Origin of the sequence: Alicyclobacillus tolerans (assembly GCF_900142255.1) — a bacterium.
Classification (GTDB): domain Bacteria; phylum Bacillota; class Bacilli; order Alicyclobacillales; family Alicyclobacillaceae; genus Alicyclobacillus_I; species Alicyclobacillus_I tolerans.
On record NZ_FRAF01000002.1, the window covers coordinates 26,689 to 44,595 of the forward strand.

General features: G+C 47.0%; 15 protein-coding genes and 1 riboswitch. Of the genes, 14 read left to right on the forward strand and 1 reads right to left on the reverse strand.

Features of this window, described 5'->3' with window-relative positions; all coding sequences use genetic code 11:
• Positions 1–261: 261 nt before the first annotated feature.
• From BUA75_RS01375 to BUA75_RS01440, 14 genes are all read left to right on the forward strand, one after another.
• Positions 262–1,821 (forward strand): 4Fe-4S dicluster domain-containing protein, encoded by a 1,560-nt coding sequence (locus tag BUA75_RS01375; protein ID WP_083573991.1) that lies wholly within the window; start codon positions 262–264, stop codon positions 1,819–1,821.
• A 67-nt stretch (positions 1,822–1,888) separates the two neighbouring features.
• The gene (locus BUA75_RS01380; RefSeq protein WP_072872795.1) at positions 1,889–4,879 is read left to right on the forward strand and encodes a molybdopterin-dependent oxidoreductase; all 2,991 of its coding nucleotides are present in this window, start codon (positions 1,889–1,891) and stop codon (positions 4,877–4,879) included.
• A gap of 218 nt (positions 4,880–5,097) precedes the next feature.
• On the forward strand, positions 5,098–6,168 hold the full coding sequence (locus BUA75_RS01385) for an ATP phosphoribosyltransferase regulatory subunit (protein WP_072872796.1): 1,071 nt from the start codon (positions 5,098–5,100) through the stop codon (positions 6,166–6,168).
• A complete protein-coding gene (gene hisG / locus BUA75_RS01390; protein WP_072872797.1) occupies positions 6,162–6,803 on the forward strand; it encodes an ATP phosphoribosyltransferase in 642 nt (213 codons plus the stop codon). Before BUA75_RS01385 ends, hisG begins: the two co-directional genes overlap by 7 nt.
• Complete coding sequence (gene hisD, locus BUA75_RS01395; RefSeq protein WP_083573993.1) at positions 6,800–8,092, forward strand: histidinol dehydrogenase; 1,293 nt, start codon at positions 6,800–6,802, stop codon at positions 8,090–8,092. The genes hisG and hisD overlap by 4 nt, the downstream gene beginning before the upstream one ends.
• A complete protein-coding gene (gene hisB / locus BUA75_RS01400) occupies positions 8,089–8,721 on the forward strand; it encodes an imidazoleglycerol-phosphate dehydratase HisB (RefSeq protein WP_072872798.1) in 633 nt (210 codons plus the stop codon). The genes hisD and hisB overlap by 4 nt, the downstream gene beginning before the upstream one ends.
• Positions 8,718–9,374, forward strand: coding sequence for an imidazole glycerol phosphate synthase subunit HisH (gene hisH / locus BUA75_RS01405; RefSeq protein ID WP_072872799.1), 657 nt, complete (start codon positions 8,718–8,720; stop codon positions 9,372–9,374). The genes hisB and hisH overlap by 4 nt, the downstream gene beginning before the upstream one ends.
• Positions 9,361–10,131 (forward strand): 1-(5-phosphoribosyl)-5-[(5-phosphoribosylamino)methylideneamino]imidazole-4-carboxamide isomerase, encoded by a 771-nt coding sequence (locus tag BUA75_RS01410; RefSeq protein WP_072872800.1) that lies wholly within the window; start codon positions 9,361–9,363, stop codon positions 10,129–10,131. The genes hisH and BUA75_RS01410 overlap by 14 nt, the downstream gene beginning before the upstream one ends.
• On the forward strand, positions 10,125–10,892 hold the full coding sequence (hisF, locus tag BUA75_RS01415) for an imidazole glycerol phosphate synthase subunit HisF (protein WP_072872801.1): 768 nt from the start codon (positions 10,125–10,127) through the stop codon (positions 10,890–10,892). Before BUA75_RS01410 ends, hisF begins: the two co-directional genes overlap by 7 nt.
• A complete protein-coding gene (gene hisIE, locus BUA75_RS01420; RefSeq protein ID WP_072872802.1) occupies positions 10,883–11,635 on the forward strand; it encodes a bifunctional phosphoribosyl-AMP cyclohydrolase/phosphoribosyl-ATP diphosphatase HisIE in 753 nt (250 codons plus the stop codon). The genes hisF and hisIE overlap by 10 nt, the downstream gene beginning before the upstream one ends.
• Before the next feature lie 5 nt (positions 11,636–11,640).
• Positions 11,641–12,570, forward strand: coding sequence for a DMT family transporter (locus tag BUA75_RS01425; protein WP_072872803.1), 930 nt, complete (start codon positions 11,641–11,643; stop codon positions 12,568–12,570).
• Complete coding sequence (locus BUA75_RS01430) at positions 12,567–13,373, forward strand: DODA-type extradiol aromatic ring-opening family dioxygenase (protein ID WP_072872804.1); 807 nt, start codon at positions 12,567–12,569, stop codon at positions 13,371–13,373. Before BUA75_RS01425 ends, BUA75_RS01430 begins: the two co-directional genes overlap by 4 nt.
• A gap of 70 nt (positions 13,374–13,443) precedes the next feature.
• Positions 13,444–13,540: riboswitch (TPP riboswitch) on the forward strand.
• A gap of 85 nt (positions 13,541–13,625) precedes the next feature.
• Positions 13,626–14,204, forward strand: a complete 579-nt coding sequence (locus BUA75_RS01435; protein ID WP_072872805.1) for an ECF transporter S component — start codon at positions 13,626–13,628, stop codon at positions 14,202–14,204.
• On the forward strand, positions 14,201–16,579 hold the full coding sequence (locus tag BUA75_RS01440; protein ID WP_083573995.1) for an ATP-binding cassette domain-containing protein: 2,379 nt from the start codon (positions 14,201–14,203) through the stop codon (positions 16,577–16,579). The genes BUA75_RS01435 and BUA75_RS01440 overlap by 4 nt, the downstream gene beginning before the upstream one ends.
• On the opposite strand, the gene BUA75_RS01445 is transcribed toward BUA75_RS01440, so the two are convergent.
• Positions 16,557–17,750 carry a glycosyltransferase family 39 protein gene (locus tag BUA75_RS01445; RefSeq protein WP_083573996.1) on the reverse strand — a complete coding sequence of 398 codons (1,194 nt, stop codon included), beginning with the start codon at positions 17,748–17,750 and terminating at the stop codon, positions 16,557–16,559. The genes BUA75_RS01440 and BUA75_RS01445 overlap by 23 nt on opposite strands.
• Positions 17,751–17,907: the final 157 nt, after the last annotated feature.

Sequence of the window (17,907 nt, forward strand, 5' to 3'; positions counted from 1 at the left end):
GTTCAATTAGCTGCCCATGAAGGTTGAGAAGTGGAAGCTTAAAAATTCTTCACGGAGTTGTTAGGTTAGGGGGGAGATTCCAAAGCCAGAAAACCTTATGCACAGCCCGCGTGCTAGATTTGCATACGGGCAGGGTGAATGGCAATCGTGTGCTGGACAAAGATGCAGAACTCGATACCCGGTTGCAATTTTCGCATAACCTAGAGGCTCCTGACAGTGATACGCTTTGAGTATGCAGATTGTCAAAAGGAGGTCTTTAGGTTGAGCCAAATCATGGTCTCTTCTCCTTTACAAGAAGAAAAACCTATACGTTGGGGCAAAGTGATCAATCAGGAAACCTGCATCGGCTGCCATGCCTGTTCTGTAGCCTGCAAAATGGAACATGATGTGCCTCTCAGTGTCAACCGTACGTATGTCAAACAGGTTGAAGTCGGCGTTTATCCTCAAGTCTCCCGGGAATTTCAAATTACTCGCTGTAATCAATGCGACGATGCTCCCTGTGTACCCATTTGTCCAGTCACAGCGATGTTTAAACGTGATGACGGTATTGTTGATTTCGATCGCGATGTGTGTATTGGCTGCAAAGCGTGTATGGCTGCTTGTCCATACGATGCGATTTATATCAATCCTAACGTTCACAGCGCAGAAAAGTGCAATTTTTGTGCGCATCGGATCGACCAAGGGCTTGAACCGGCTTGTGTCATAGTATGTCCTGTGGAAGCGATTGTGGTTGGAGATCTCAATCAACCCGACAGTGAAGTTTTACAGCTTATCTCACGCCATAAAGCAGATGTCAGGAAACCCGAAAAAGGAACTAATCCTAAAGTTTTTTATGTTGGTGCAAGCGATTACACATTGAATCCTTCCAAAGCTCGCTACGAAACAATGAATATGTACGCTGAAGAGAGAACCGGTTATCCTGTCCATGATGAGCACCGTCAAAAAGGTAAACATAGCGTCGCCGCTGCTCGTTTGGCTTATGATGTTCCGCACCATTCACCATGGCATTGGGAAGTCTCTCTGTATACATGGACGAAATCAATTTCAGCAGGAGCTCTTATTATGCTGGCAATTTTTGCGCTCAGCGGTGTTTCATTAGATTCGACTATAGAGATGGTTGCTGCTGCAATTGGACTTGTATTTTTGGGTATTACAGGTATCCTGTTGATTTACGATTTGGAACACCCCTGGCGTTTTATCCGCATTTTTACACGCCCTCAATGGAAATCTTGGCTGGTTCGCGGTTCCTTCATCATTGCTGGGTACGGCATTGTTCTTCTGCTGCAATTCTTACTGAGCCTTTTCCATCAACAGCAACCAGAAATGTTTGTCGCTGTTGCCGGACTTCTTTTGGGTGCTTTTACAGCCATGTACACTGCATTTTTATTTGCTCAGGCTAAAGGACGCGATTTGTGGCAAAATCCCGCCCTGCCGTTACATCTTTTGTCTCAGGCAGTGTTGGCAGGAGCCGCGTCGTTTGCTATTGTCGGACTCTTTATCCCCATGTCTGGAAAAATGGAATTTATCATACAAACGACACTCATCGTCTCAGCTGGCGTACATTTAGCTTTGGTCTGCAGTGAAATGATGATTCCGCATACCATTGAGGATGCTAAACGAGCTGCTCATCAGATGATCTACGGTCGGTACAAATGGTTTTTCTGGACCGGGTTGTTAGCTGGGGGACTCGTTCCTTTTGTGCTTGGTTTCTTTATGCACAACCATACTTTAGAAATAGTAGGTTCAATTTTTGCTCTGCTGGGACTTTTTCCTTATGAACACGCTTACGTTCAAGCAGGTCAATCCATACCGTTAAGTTGACACCATTAAGTTGACACCATATCGATGCTATTTTCTCTATTTCATATTTTGTTTGGAGGTGTGGAATTTGGGTATTCAGGAGAAACATTTGGAAATGACCAAGGGCTTTGGTCATCTGCGCTCCCATCCTGAACCAGCTAAATGGGATGACTGGAAAGAATTAGATGCCAAAGCGTGGCCGAAAAAAGTGGAGCATCACTATGAACTCATTCCAACCGTTTGCTTCAATTGTGAAGCAGCTTGCGGTTTGTTGGCCTATATAGACAAAGAAACAGGAGAAGTCAAGAAATTGGAAGGCAATCCTCTGCATCCGGCTAGTCGTGGCAGAAATTGTGCTAAAGGCCCAGCAACGGTAAGTCAAATGACCAATCCGGAACGCATTCTGTATCCACTCAAACGTGTGGGCAAGCGTGGAGAAGGCCGATGGGAACGAACCACTTGGGATGAAGCCTTAGACGACATTGCCGCTCGCATTCGTAAAAGTATCTTAGCCGGAAAGCGGGATGAAATTACCTATCATGTAGGTAGACCGGGTGAAGACGAGTATACAGAAAGAGTTTTGAAAACATGGGGTATTGATGGGTTGTCCTCTCACACCAATGTGTGTTCTTCAGGAGGACGTGCAGGTTATGCTTTTTGGATGGGAATGGATCGGCCTTCGCCAGATTACACAAACGCCAAGTTTATCTTAATGATGAGTGCGCATTTAGAGTCCGGCCACTATTTTAATCCAAATGCGCAGCGTATTATAGAAGCTCAACAAAAAGGAACGAAAATCGCGGTTATTGATACCAGGCTCTCCAATACGGCCTCGAAAGCTGATTACTGGTTGTCACCGTGGCCGGGTACGGAAGCTGGCTTGCTTTTGACTCTTGCGAATGTGTTGATTCAAAGTGAGCGATTTAATCAAGAGTTTGTACGTCAATGGGTAAACTGGAGGGAATTTTTAGCGGATCGACAGTATTTGCAAGATTTGAAACAGAGGGGCTTTTTGGATACTGTCCCTACAGGACAAACATTTCGGGACTTTGTGAACGTTTTGAAATCGATTTATGCGAGTTATACTCCCGAATGGGCAGAAGAGGAATGTGGTGTTTCAGCCGATTTAATTCGAAGTGTGGCTGAAGAAATTGCCCGCGCAGGAACAGCGTTTTCAAGTAATATTTGGCGCAATGCGGCTGCAGGACATCGTGGAGGTTGGATGATTACTCGCAGTCTGATGTTTTTGAATGTCTTGATGGGCGCAGTTGGAGAACCTGGAAGTATGATTCCTAACACATGGGTCAAGTTTGTTCCTACACGTCATACGATGCCAGAGCCTATTAGAGTTTGGAATGAAAATCATTGGCCACGCGAATTTCCGCTCTCTTATTTTGAAATGAGTTTTTGTCTTCCACATATCCTCAAAAAACGAAAGAAACGTTTGGAAGTATATATTACTAAAGTTATGAATCCGGTTTGGACTTTTCCAGATGGCTTCCAATGGATTGAAATGTTTCAAGAGCCCGATCGCGTTGGTTGCCATGTGACCTTATCTCCGGTTTGGTCTGAAACCGCCCAATTTTCTGATTATATTCTGCCTGTTGGTCTGGCCACAGAGCGGCACGATTTGCATAGTTATGAGACGCACGCTGCACAATGGATAGGTTTTCGTCAACCTGTCTTGAGAGTTTCAAAAGAACGAAAAGGTAATTTTACAGGTGATACGAGAGACGCTAATCCAGGTGAGGTTTGGGAAGAAAATGAATTTTGGATTGAACTGTCGTGGAGAATCGACCCTGATGGAAGTTTGGGTATTCGCAAGTATCATGAGTCTCCATATCGTCCGGGACAAAAAATTACGGTGAATGAATATTATCAATGGATTTTTGAAAATGCTGTTCCAGGTTTACCAGAGGCAGCGGCGGCTGAAAATATGACACCGTTAGCCTACATGAAACGATATGGCGTTTTTGAAATTACAAAAGATGTGTACGGAGTTTACAAAAGACCAGTAGAAGAATCTGTTTTGCAGGATGCCGTTATTGTTCCAGAACCTTCTGAAGGACGGAACCTACAGGGTCAAGAGCCTGGTGTATGGGTGGATAAATTGCCACATTCCGCAAATCATGCTCCCTTGCCTGGACCGTTCAAGAATAAGGAAGGCAAAGTGAGAGCGGGTATTTTGGTAGACCAGCAAGCTGTGAAAGGCTGGCCAACGCCTTCAGGGAAATTGGAGTATTTCTCCACAACGCTCAGAGATTGGGGATGGCCGGAATACGCCATTCCGATTTATCCAAGAAATGAGCGAGAACGTCAATCCATGATTCATATTGTCAGTCAAGTGCATCATCAATCCATAGATCCAGCCAAAGGAGATTACATTTTATTGCCAACGTTCCGGTTGCCCATGTTAATTCACACTCGAACCAATGGTGCCAAGTGGCTGCATGAGATTGCCCATACCAATCCCGTGTGGATTCATCCTGTAGATGCTGCTCGACTGGGTGTAAAAACAGGAGATGAAGTGCGTATTTCTACGGAAGTTGGCTCAATTGTAGATAAGGTTTGGGTTACAGAAGGTATCAAACCAGGCGTGATTGCGTGCTCCCATCATTTGGGCAGGTGGCGATTACATGAAGAGATAGGTAGTGATCGATGGAGTTCGTCACTGGTTAAAATTGAAAAAAATCAATCGGGTCAATGGACGATGAAACAAATTCATGGTCCGATTCCCTGGAAAAGTAAAGATCCTGATTCCGGACGAGTTTGGTGGACCGATGGGGGTGTGCATCAAAATATTATTTTCCCTCCTCAGCCCGATCCGATTAGCGGCATGATGTGTTGGCATCAGAGAATTCATGTAGAGAAAGTAGAAAATGGACGTCACTATGGAGAAATTGTAGCCGATCCTAAAAAGTCCTACGAAGTTTTTCAACGTTGGCTTGAGTTGACGCGGCCTGCGCCAGGACCGGGTGGACTCTACCGTCCCTATTGGATGCTTCGTGTTTTAAAGCCACATCCAGATGCTTATGTTGTTCCGGAGAGCGTTCCAGGAATGCGTGAAGTGAACCAATAATTGTATGGTCGCGGAGTTTTTGTTTCAGGAGCAGGGGAATAGCCGTCCCTTGCTCCTGAAACTGTTATCCAGATGTCTAGATGGGTTCTTTTCAGTGCAAGATTTACGACGCTTCATTGACAACCGAATCTATTTTCAGTAGACTACGGTCAAATGCTTTATCATATTAGCGAACTAAAGCAAATGACGCAGGTACTTGTCTGCTGGAGAGTGAGAGTGTGAATCGAGTTTTCTTTGAAGAACCAGCAACTTTTTCCGGTTCAAACAATGGCGATCGTCCTGCTGGCTTGAGAGATGCCTATCCTTCCTATGCCTCGAAGCGACGAGCGTTGGAAATACAACTGGTTGACTATTTCGAACAACGTGGATGTTCTTTAGTCAGTGCCTCCGCGATTGAGTCACTAGATACATTTTGGCGTGCCAAAACGTCACTTTCCGTCGATGATGCTTATCAAATACTTATGGCTCCTGGAAAGTTGGCGGTATTGCGCCCGGAAATGACACCCTCCATTGCGCGTATGGCAGCTCCTGTTTTGCAACAACATCCTCAGCCGCTTTACTGGTGTTACGCTGAACGTGTTTATCGCAAACCTGGAAGTGTTTCTTCCTGGTCTGAACTTGCTGTGGACGCTGTGGAATCTACACAAGTGGGAGTGGAATGGATGGGAGTAAGCGAGGCGGCAGATGCTGACTTGCTTTTGCTTTGCCATGAAGCGTTACAACAGTTATCGGTCCAGGGAGCGCGGACGGTAGTTTCACATGCTCGCTTAGCAGTTTTGTTTTTGAATGCTGCAGGAATTTCTGAAGATGTGATTGCGAAAAGTTTACAGCAACTGGTCAGAGGGGACTATGTCGGTTTTCAAGAGCTTATGATGACTTACCATTCGTCTGTATCCTTACTGACTTGTCTGCGTCAACTCAATCCATATGATTCGGAAAGTCTGGAAAGACAATTGGAGCGTTGTGGGCAGGCTGTACAGAAGAACACAGAATTGTATCAAGTGTGGAATACAGTTGTATCTATTGCAAAACAAATTACAGAACTTGGCCGTCAACAAGAATATACTTTCGATTTTACGCTGACGCGCAATATTGCTTATTACACAGGTATTCTTTTTGAAACTTTTGCTCCCGGCGTTGGGGCTCCGATTGCTCTCGGAGGAAGATATGACGAGTTATTGAAGCAATATGGAGCTGACGCTCCTGCGGTCGGATTTGTCCTGGAATTGGAACGTCTCTTGAACGTTGTTGCGTCGACAACAAATCGGGGAGGGGAATCACTTTGTTGACGATTGCTCTTGCCAAAGGACGCACAGCAGAAGATACGTTGCCTTTACTCGAGCAGTCAGGCTGGCCGCTTGCAGAAAATTTTTTCACCAGTCGCGCTCTCGTTTTCCCTGCCCACAGTCCAATCCTCGGGGAGCTTCAATATCTGTTGGCCAAGCCTATGGATGTGCCGACATACGTTCAATATGGTGTGGCCGATCTCGGTATTGTTGGCAAAGATATTTTGCTTGAGCAGCAATCTGATGTCTATGAATTAATCAATTTGGGGACAGCGCGCTGTACGCTTTGTCTGGCTGGCAAACCTGAAACAAAGATGAACCAAATTCGTCGTGTCGCAACGAAATATCCGCGATTGGCGGAAGCGTATTTTCGCAGCGAAGGGCTGTCGGTAGAATTGGTAGAACTAGGAGGGAGTATTGAACTGGCAGCTGTGATCGGTTTGGCAGATGCTATTTTTGACTTGGTGCAAACTGGAGCAACGCTTGCCGCTAATGGACTTCAAGTACTCCATGAGTGTCATAAAATTTCTGCACGCCTGATTGCGAATCGCTCCAGTTTTCGTCTCAAACAAGACAAACTGGAACCGTTGTTGGTTGCTTTACAAAAAGCTACTACGGATGGAGAGGGTTGGATATGATCATCCGTCGCTACAGTTCAGACCAATGGATTTGGCAACGAACATTAACATCAGAAACAGCTGTTCAATCCAAGGTATCCGAGATATTGGAAACTATTCGAAGAGACGGAGACTTTGCTTTGCGTCGTTACACACAGGAATTCGATAGATGGCAAGGAGCTATGAACGCTGAAGAGCCTCTTTCTGTACCGCGATCTGTGCGCGAAGCAGCGTTAGCGGCAACACCTGCGTCTCTTCAGACGGCTTTGCGAGAAGCGGCTCAGCGCATTCGCCGTTTCCACGAAGACGTGCTTCCGGATAATCGTCAATTTGAACAAGCAGGAGCGACGCTTGGGATGGTTTGGCGTCCGTTGCGTCGAGTGGGTGTTTATGCGCCGGGTGGTAAAGCTGCCTATCCATCCACGGTCTTCATGAATACTATACCCGCTCAAGTAGCAGGTGTAACAGAAATTGTTTTGGCCTCTCCTCCACAAGCTGAGACAGGCTGGCCCCATCCTCTGATATTGGCGGCAGCTGAAATTGCTGGTGTGCAAGAGGTGTATCGCATAGGCGGAGCACAGGCGATTGCCGCATTTGCCTATGGGACTGCCAGTGTACCCGCTGTTGAGAAAATTGTCGGTCCAGGCAATCAATGGGTTGCCACAGCCAAACAGCAGGTTCAGTCACATGTTGCAATTGATTCCATCGCTGGACCAAGTGAAGTATTTGTAATAGCTGATCATACGGCTAAAGCCCCCTATGTAGCTGCTGACATGTTAGCTCAAGCAGAACATGATGAAGCTGCTGGTGCTGTCTGTATCAGTACAGATCGCCGTTTGTTGGATGAAGTAGCAAGCGAGTTGGAACGGCAATTGGCTATTTTGCCGAGGAGATCGATTGCTGCTCAGGCTCTACAGACATGGGGTGCGCTGGTTGAAGTGGCTTCAATGACTGAAGCGATTGAGTTAACCAATCAAATGGCACCAGAGCATGTGGAATTACATGTGGCTCATCCATACGAAATTTTGCCTGAGTTAAGAACAGTGGGCGCGGTGTTTCTTGGTGAATATACGCCAGAACCTGTAGGCGATTATTTGGCCGGACCCAACCATGTATTGCCGACACATGGTACAGCCCGTTTTGCATCTGGGCTCTCTGTGCATGATTTTCTGCGTCGTTTTACTTATGTGTCATATGATTCAACCGCTTTAGCTCGTGATGCGGAATCGATTATCCGATTGGCAGAAGCCGAAGGACTTGACGGCCATGCGCGAGCTGTACAAATTCGCTTGGAAGGTGAGCGTTCGTGAATGTAAATCGTTTTGAGAAAGAGGATGAAACAGGCTATCCATCTGTGCGAAAAGCGAAGATTGTTCGTCAAACGGGTGAGACGTCAGTCGAACTGGAACTTTGTTTAGACGGTCAAGGACAGGCGCAATTGGATATACCGGTGCCTTTTTTGAGTCATATGCTCCATTTGTTTGCCGTTCACAGTGGATGTGATTTGACCATTCAGGCGAGCGGTGACATTGAAGTCGATGATCATCATTTGGTAGAAGATATCGGAATTTGTCTAGGGCGAGCGCTTTACGAATCTCTAGGAGATAAGGTGGGCATTCGTCGTTACGGTCAACGTTATACACCTATGGATGAAGCGTTGGCTCGCACGGTACTCGATTTTTCTGGGCGTAGCGCCTTTGTTTGGCAAACGGAATTTCGTCAAGATAAAATCGGTCAATTTTCTACCGAATTGGTTGAAGAATTTTTTAAGTCAGTCGCCAATGAAGCGCGTATGGCGCTGCATATGGCGGTTCTCTATGGATCCAATCATCATCATATGGTAGAAGCTCTCTTTAAATCATTTGCTGCGGCCTTGCGAGAAGCTGTGACACTCGAACATCATCAACGCTTGCTTAGCTCTAAAGGGGTGCTCGAATGATTGCGGTATTGGATTTAGGTATTGGGAATTTGTCGAGTGTACGTGCTGGTCTCGCCAGGGCGGGGGCTGAGACTGTAGTTTTGGCGAATCTCCACGATTGGCAGATGAACTTTGATCCCTCCTCACAAGTCAAAGCCTTAGTTTTGCCAGGTGTTGGTGCTTTTGGTGACGCCATGTTCCAGTTACGGTCCCGTCAGTTGTTGTCGCCGCTAAAAAAACTAGCTGCCTCTGGATTTCCGATTCTCGGTATTTGTCTGGGCATGCAACTCTTATTCAGTACTTCAGAAGAGCATCAAGGTGCCATAGGATTGGGACTATTGCCGGGCAAAATCGTTCGATTTCCTTCTGTCGATCGGGTGCCGCATATGGGGTGGAATACACTGGACGTCCTACGCAAGCATCCGCTTTTAAACGGGATCGACCCTGGTGATTTTGTCTATTTTGTTCATTCTTACTATGCAGTACCTCTTGAAGAGGAAATTGTCTTTGCTGCTACCCATTATGCAGGTGTACAAGTGCCTGCAATTGTTGGACGCGGACAACTCTTTGGAATGCAGTTTCACCCGGAAAAGAGTGGTCGCGTGGGGGCCAAGTTACTAGAAAACTTTGTGGAACTGTCCGAACAGGGGGTACGTCCGAATGTCCGAGTTTAGGATTTACCCTGCGCTCGACTTTCTGGGTGGCCGCTGTGTTCGGCTCTATCAGGGAGAATATGGAAGTGCGGCGGAAGTCAGTACCCATCCGTTGGCTACAGCCGAAACTTATCTGCAGTCTGGCTGCCGTTATTTGCATGTGGTCGATCTCGATGCGGCTCGTTCTCCGAAGCACATTGCGCAAACTTCGGTGAATCGTGAGATTATACGGGACATTTGTCGGCTTGCGTCTACCTGCAATGCAAAAGTCCAAGTAGGTGGCGGCGTCCGTTCCTTGGCTGATCTTGCCGCTTGGCTGGAAGTGGGAGCAAGTCGCTGTGTAGTGGGCACAGCTGCTCGTGAAGAGGGTTTTCTGCAAACGGCGGTCGAACGTTTTGGCGCAGAAGCTGTAGTTGTGGGACTGGATGGACGAGATGGAAAACTTGCCGTTCAGGGTTGGGAAGAGCAAACCAATCAACCGCTGATAGAAGTCGCTGTTTGGGCACGACAGGCTGGGGTAAGGACTGCTGTGGTGACGGATGTGCGTAAGGACGGAACCGGCCAAGGACCCAATTTACAAATCGCTCGGGAAATTGCTGAAGCGACCGGTTTATCCGTGATAGCTTCAGGCGGTGTAGCCCATCTTGACCATGTGCAAGCAGTGCAAAAATCCGGATTAGCTGGGGTCATAGTAGGAAAGGCGCTTTATAGTGGTCAGATAGAACTTTCTCAAGTGGCAGCTTGGTGGCAAAGTGAAAAGGGGGATGTGTCGTGCTGACCAAACGAATTGTCCCCTGTTTTGATGTGGATGCGGGACGTGTGGTGAAACACGTAGGTTTTTTAGAAAATCGCCGCGATGCAGGAGACCCAGTAGCGTTAGCAGAGCGTTATTCTGAAGAAGGAGCCGATGAACTGGTACTTTTGGATATTTCGGCTTCTTTGGAAGGCAGACTGGCCGTCTTGCGAGTGGTAGAGGAAGTGGCCTCTCGTATTCAGATTCCGCTCACCGTAGGCGGGGGTGTCAATCGTATTCAAGATGTGCGTGATTTGCTGATGGCTGGAGCGGATAAAGTGTCCATGAATACGGGGGCCGTGCGTTCTCCAGAGCTCATACAGGAAGCAGCCCGCCGTTTTGGCGAGCAGTGTGTGGTTGTGGCCATTGATGCTAAAAAAAATTCTCTGACAGGCGACTATGAAGTGATGATAAAAGGCGGAAAACAGTCGACAGGGCTTGAAGTTGTCCATTGGGCACGCCGTGCTGTCAGCCTTGGGGCGGGTGAAATACTCCTCACCTCGTTTGTGCAAGATGGAACTAAAAGTGGTTTTGATATTACATTGACGCGGGCGGTTGCAGAAGCAGTTTCTGTGCCCGTAATAGCTTCAGGCGGGGCTGGTTGTGTAGAAGATTTTTACGATGTCTTTACTCAAACAGAAGCAGCCGCGGCACTAGCTGCTACAATTTTCCATTTTTCTGAAACTTCTATTCGTGAAGTCAAGTCGTATTGCCGCCAGAGAGGAGTGGCTATTCGATGGATTTAGCAACAGGCGAATCTGCCATGCAGTCTGTAGCACTGGCTCGCGTCCGTTACGATGCAACAACAGGATTGGTGCCGGTTATCGTCCAAGAGGCTAAGACGCGTGAGGTATTGATGATGGCTTATGCGAATCGCGAAGCTCTCAAACGTACGTTGGCGACAGGTCAAGCCTGGTTTTTCAGCCGATCTCGTCAAGAATATTGGCGCAAAGGCGCAACTTCTGGAAACACGCTGAATGTGCTTTCTATCTGGGTCGATTGTGACGCGGACAGCCTCATTTATTGGGTAGAAGCTGTTGGACCTGCATGCCACACAGGTGAGCGTAGTTGTTTTTATCGAACCTTGGTATCGGACAGTATGGCTGAACAGGCGGATAAACTGAGTGGGGAAGTGAGTATAGAAAGGTCAATAGAAAAACAGATGGACGATTCTGCGAGAAAAGTGTTAGATAATGGAACTGACTTTACACTGCTGGCTGATTTGTGGGATACTGTCATCAGTCGACAATCGGAAATGCCTGCAGGAAGTTATACCACCTATCTCTTCACGCAGGGCATGGACAAAATTGCCAAAAAAGTTGGAGAAGAAGCTGTCGAAGTTGCTCTGGCAGCCAAATCGTCAGATGCTGTCAGACAGCGGGAAGAAGTAGCGGCTGAAAGCGCTGACCTACTTTATCACCTGCTGGTTCTTTGGAGTGCTTCTGGGGTTTCTCCGGCGGATGTAATGGCAGTGTTGAGGAGCAGATAGCGCAGATGCAGTCAGAAGTTGTACCACCTCCTGGAGAAGCGCCTGCCTCGCCATCGCGCGAGGCATTTGGTTTGTTTTCCGTCCTTTTTGTCAATCTTATTTGGGCTGCGAGTTTTCCGGCCACTGCGTTTGCCGTACATAGTTTTCCTCCTGTTTTTTTGACACTGATGCGCCTATCGGTAGGCGGACTGCTTTTGTCGCCTTGGCTTTTTTTGCGATCAGCGCGTCGCCTTTTCCATCCTCGTGTGTTAGCACTCAGTGCCTTCTTGGGTGTAGTCGGTTTTTCCTTGCCAGTTTTTTTCGAGACAGAAGGTCTGTATCAATCGACTCCAGCTGTAGCTGCCATTTCTATAGCGATGGAACCTCTTTTTACAACCTTCATTGCTGCGATGGTTTTGCGAGAGCGGCTAACATGGCGGCGGATTTTTGCTTTGTTTTTAGCGCTGATAGGTGCTTATGCGATTGCAGGGTTTCCTCGTCCAGACAATCCAGGCTATTGGCTTGGCGACTTGTTTATGTTGGCTGCCGTTCTGTGCTATGCTGTGTACAATGCGTTGTCAAAAAAATTGACCGATTCTGTACCTTCTATGCCAGCTGCTTCAGCATCATTGTTATTTGGTGCCCTTGGCAGTTTACCTATCTGGCTTTTGCTCCATCATCCGCTGCCGCACGAATGGATTTCCAAAGACATATATGCAGCAGCCTATTTGACACTCTTTTGTACGACTGGCGCTTATGTGCTCTGGAATCTTATTTTGCGTGTTTTTCACGCCTCTTTTGCAGCGTTGTTTCTCTATTTGCAACCCGTTTTTGGGGTGTTGCTCTCCGTTTGGTTGCTTCACATTCAACCGGAAGCATCCTTTTATGTCGGAAGTGTCGTTATTCTATTTAGCCTATTTCTAGGTAGACAACAGAGAGGAGAACGGTCGGATTGAATCCATTTGTTCACACGCTTATTTCGCCTCACGGATTTGAACTGATTCCTTCGCTCGACACAGCCAAACGTCCGGGAATTCAGCGTTTAAGGAGTGCTTTGGAAAAGCAAGGGAAACGTATGACAGCTGCTAAACCTGATTTATTGGTGGTTTTGACACCGCATGGACTGCGCACGACCCGTTACACTACAGTAACAACCAGCACTTGGGTACGCGGGTTAGCGGAATACGACGGAGAAGAAGCCAGCATGGAATGTCCTGTAGCGCAGTCTTTTGCAGTGGGTTACGTAGAGGCTGCTGAGGCTGCAGGTTTACCACTTTTGGGTGTTCAGTTTGCCACGGCAGCAGGACCGCTCTCTGTTTTACCGCTTGATTGGGGAAGTATGGTTCCGCTCTGGTTTATGCCTGATGTTCCTGTTGTTATTATCACCCCAGCGCGAAATTTGGATAAAGCGTCGTACATTCGCTGTGGAGAGCTATTGGCAGAGTGGACAGTGCGTCAGAAAAAACGTGTTGGCTTGATTGCCTCCTGTGACTGGGCGCATACGCACCATGAGGGCGGACCTTATGGTTTTGCCAAAGAAGCCGTGGAGTTGGATCAAAAAGTTCGGGATGTACTTATGCGTGGTGAATGGGAAGAAATGGCGGATTGGGATTCTTCATTTGTTGAAGCTGCTAAACCCGACGGAATCCCACAAATTTTAATGTTAGCTGGTGCTGTGTCCAAAGCGGATCGTAAAATTACAGAATGCGAATATGAGTGTCCTACCTATTTCGGAATGTTAGTAGCAGGACTCGCTTAAGCGGTTTGTGAACGAGTCTCTTGTTACTCAGACGCGGATTTGCTACACTGCTTGCAAACAGCATAAAGAAAAGAGGCGCTAGGGGTGCCCTTTGGCTGAGAGACCTATGTCAACCCTTTAGACTCGATCTGGATAATGCCAGCGAGAGGAAGTGCCAAGTTCGGGGAGAGTCACCTCTTTTCACGCCATTAGCGGGAGAGGTGTTTTTTTATGTCTACTCTCGCAAAACAATCATAATTTGGGGGAATGTTTATGAGTTGGAAGTTGCGAGACATTGTCTTGTTAGCCATTCTCGCGGTTGTCAGTGGTCTGATTTTCCGTATTTTCGATTTCTTGTACAACATTCTGCAAATCGGCAATATTGTCTGGCCGCCTGGTCAAAATATTTTAAACGGTGTCTGGTTTATTGCTGTCGGCTTGGTACCTTATATCATTCGTAAACCAGGGGCTGCGCTTTTGGCAGAAGTGCTTGCTGCCGTCGTTGAATGGGCGCTCGCTGGTCCTTATGGAATTAGTGGCGTTCTTTCTGGCTTATTGCAAGGTCTTGGCGGCGAATTGGCCTATCTGTTCTTTGCTTATCGTCGCTACAATCTCGGCGTCTTATCACTCTCAGGTGCGCTGGCCGGTGTGGGGTACGCTGTGCAATATTACTATCAGTATGGCGGTAATCATCTCACTCATTTGGATTTTATTCTTGCCGTTCTCATCAACTGTATTTCAGGAGTATTTTTTGCTGGATTTGTGCCGAAATGGATTGATGATGCTCTTGCGCGTACAGGGCTTCTTCGCAATTACGCGATTGCTCAGCGAGCTAAGGGGATTTCACAGTGAGTAGCCAACTGAAGCAGAGTCCTCGTACCCTCGAAGAGATGGCAAGTCCGCTTCTCTTTGTAAAGGATCTCTGTTTGCGCTATGAGGAGCATGGGCCATGGATTTTGCGCCATATTGATTTTGTCCTGCATCCAGGTGAATCTGTATTGCTGCTTGGCCCAAGCGGATCGGGAAAAAGCACATTAGCTATGGTACTTGCTGATCTGATACCCGGGATTCTTGAGGCAGAAGTCAAAGGAGAAGTCTTTTCTAGCGATTCTTTGCGCAAGCCGGGGAATATTGGCTATGTTTTTCAAGATGCGGATACACAGTTTTGCATGCTGCAAGTGGATGACGAATTGGCGTTTGGCATGGAGAATCGGCAAATTCCCCGCGCCAAGATGCGTGAACGAATGAAAGAAGCTTTGGCCAATGTTTTGTTGCCCGTTGCTCCAAACGATCATCATCATGAGTTTTCGGGCGGAATGAAGCAGAAATTGGCGATTGCTTCCGCTTTGACACTTCGTCCTCAACTTTGTGTCCTGGATGAACCTACAGCTAATCTCGATCCGTTAGCTAGTGCACAGGTATTGGCGACCATTCAAAAATTGCGCGAACAAGGGACTAGCTTGCTGATAATTGAGCATCATTTTCAACCTCTTCTGCCCTATGTGGATAGGGTGGTCTTGTTCAATCGAGATGGTAGCATTCATCGCCAAGGTCCTGCTGGAGAAGTGGTTGCTGAAGAATGGGCATGGATGCTGGCAGAAGGAGTAGCAGAAAGTCATGAGCTTGTCCAAACTGCGGTGCGGCGCGCTAATGATGCGTCCAGTTTGTCTTTGGGCAATTCGCTATGGACTTTGAGTGGGTTGGACGTAAAGCGTGGAAAGCGTGAAGTGTTGAAGCAGGTTAATGCAGAAATACGGCAAGGCGAATGGATAGCCATTGTGGGTCCAAACGGATCGGGCAAATCGACATTACTTGAAGCGCTCGCGGGATTGGTTCCGGCTGAGTCTGGAGAGTTGTCGTATGCTGGACGTCCACTCAAGGATTGGTCGGCAGAAGAATTGTATCAACGAATTTCTGTGAGTTTTCAAAATCCAGAGCATCAGTTTGTTTATGAACGAGTGGGAGAAGAGATAGCCAATCAACGTCTGTCAGGTGACATTCCTGATGATGTCCAGTCCTGGCTCAGTGATTTTGGCCTGGCAGGTTTAGCTGAACAATCGCCTTATATGCTTTCCCAAGGCCAGAAACGCCGTTTGTCTGTTGCTTCTATGTTACGTAAGGAACATGAGGCGTATTTGCTTGACGAGCCAACGTTTGGTCAGGATGCTGCGACAACCCGTTTTCTTATGGAACGTTTGGAGTCGTTGCACATTCGCGGTAAAACTCTGATCATGGTTAGCCATGACTTGTCACTCGTCTATCGTTATGCTACGCGCGTTTGGGTGGTGGTCAATGGTCGGTTGATTTGGGATGGTTTGCCGCAGGATTTAAAAAATCATCAAGCGATTCGAGCAAAAGCTCATCTTTTATCGGAACAGGAATTGATTGCGGCAGAGTTGCAACGAACGGAATTGAGCATGAAAGATATTTGGAATGCTTGGGAAACGAAGAGTGTTCCTAAGAATCATGCTCGTTTGTCCTGGTTTCGTAAAATTCACCCAGTCTGGCTATTTATTGGTATTCTGGTGGCAGCGGTCTTGATGGTATTTGCAAACAACTGGCAACAAGGTTTGGCGATGTTACTCTTTCCTATGGTTTTGCTCATGACCTTGGGACATCAATCTCCTTGGCGTGTATTAAAAATTCTTGCGCCATTTGTCCTTATTTATTTTCTTTCCCTTGTCTCTTTGACATTGAATTCAGCAGTACCGTCTGGAAGTGCCAGCGTGACGATTCTTTGGTGGCATCCAAGTATAGCCGGACTTCTCAATGGTATCGTGCTCGCCACACGAATGATTGGCACGTTGGCGCTTGGCCTGCTCTATGTGGATGCCGTGGATTTAACAGAATTGACCATTGGACTGACGCGACATTTTCGCTTGCCGCCTAAGTTCGCCTATGGTTTTCTGGCAGGTTTTCGCATACTGCCGTTGCTGCACACTGAGTGGAACAAAATTCAAGATGCACGTCGCGTGAGAGGATTATCCCCTAAACGGATGATATGGCGCATCGGTATTTTTGCGTTGCCGCTATTGGCTCAGGCTGTACGCATGAGCGAGCGTGTAGCCATGGCTATGGAAGCTCGTGGTTTGCAGGGTGATGCGGCTGCGTCCGCTAAGGAACGCAGCTTTTACCGTGATGTGTCCTATGGAACTTTGGATATTTTTATTGCTCTCGCTTTTCCTGTTTCAGTGTTCGCTTTGCTTATGATTTTTGCTCACCCTTAAACCTGTGGCGAATGGTCCTATTCCAGATCCACGGGAACGCTGCACAACCCATGGGCGTAAAGAGAGCGTATAAAGGCATCAATGGATAACGGAAACGATCCCAAGCAGGGAAAAAGAAAAAAACAAGCGTATAGTAAACTAAAAAGCAGAGAATAACGGCCCATTGTCGAAGCAGTGGGCGTTTTTCTGCTTGGATGGCCAAATACATCAGGCCGAGTAGTACAAAGAGCATAAAAATCCAATAGGCAATTGTATCCACGTTACGCATGGTTGTCACCAACCATGGTTGGGCTCCAGCATTGATGAATGTATAACGAACAGCGTTTACGTCATTATTGTATAGATGATAAATTTTTGCCCAGCCATTCAGGAATGTCTGCCAGGGATGAGTCCAGTAGTATTGAAACGCTACTTTTTCGCCAATTGCATTTTCTAGAACTTCGTTTTTACCAGCCGCAAGTAATGGATTGATGTTGGGATTGTATGACCAATAGTATCCTGAATTTGTCATAATTCCTTGCCAAAGATTGACTCCTCCATTTGTCGATACCAGGACAAAATGATGCATGGCCAGCCAATTGCGCAGCGTCACTGGAAAGATGCCGACGACCATGCCCAGGACGAATGAAACCGTTCGTTGAAAAGCTATTCGCCATGCAATTTGTCCTAACCAACGTTCAGAGAATAAATAAAAGATAGGAAACAACAGCGGGATGGGACGTATATCAATATCTAGACCAAGTAGTAAACCTACAAGCGCAAACGGCCACCAACGGTGTTCTTTTTTGTTTGAAAGCAAGGTTAAGGCAAAGAGTACAACCACAAGTAAAAAAGTAAACGATTCTTCCGATCCGTTGACAGCGTTCCATTCTATTTGACTTGGCAAGAGAGTGTAAAACAGGGCACCAATTGTAGCTAGCCGAGCATGATGGGTAAAGTGTTCAATGAATTTGTAAATCAAGATGACCATTCCAATACTCAGGAGCGTATTAAAAATCAACCCAGAAATCATTACCGGACCGGTCAGACGATAAATGATGGACAGGATAAATGGCCAGCCAATCGGCCAGTATGCGGTTGCCTGTCCGCGCCAATGGTAACCTTGTCCAAGCGCCATTTCTCTAGCATGGATAAAATACCACTCAAAATCAGCGCGTTGTGGCGGTTGCATGTATAAAAGAAAGGCTCCTCTTAGCAAAATGTTGATGAGGACGACCCAGAAGAGATTAGAATGTTGAAAACGGGTAAGATAGGTTATCGGCCAGAAACGTTTTTGGGGTTTGTTGTTTTTTTCCTGTAAAATGACGGATTCACCTCTACAGTTCGTA

Coding starts and splice junctions, on each gene's coding strand:
- hisD (WP_083573993.1), top strand. CDS start 6,800: ATGATCATCCGTCGCTACAGTTCAGACCAATGGATTTGGCAACGAACA.
- hisH (WP_072872799.1), top strand. CDS start 8,718: ATGATTGCGGTATTGGATTTAGGTATTGGGAATTTGTCGAGTGTACGT.
- BUA75_RS01410 (WP_072872800.1), top strand. CDS start 9,361: ATGTCCGAGTTTAGGATTTACCCTGCGCTCGACTTTCTGGGTGGCCGC.
- hisIE (WP_072872802.1), top strand. CDS start 10,883: ATGGATTTAGCAACAGGCGAATCTGCCATGCAGTCTGTAGCACTGGCT.
- BUA75_RS01425 (WP_072872803.1), top strand. CDS start 11,641: ATGCAGTCAGAAGTTGTACCACCTCCTGGAGAAGCGCCTGCCTCGCCA.
- BUA75_RS01435 (WP_072872805.1), top strand. CDS start 13,626: ATGAGTTGGAAGTTGCGAGACATTGTCTTGTTAGCCATTCTCGCGGTT.
- BUA75_RS01445 (WP_083573996.1), bottom strand. CDS start 17,750: ATGCAACCGCCACAACGCGCTGATTTTGAGTGGTATTTTATCCATGCT.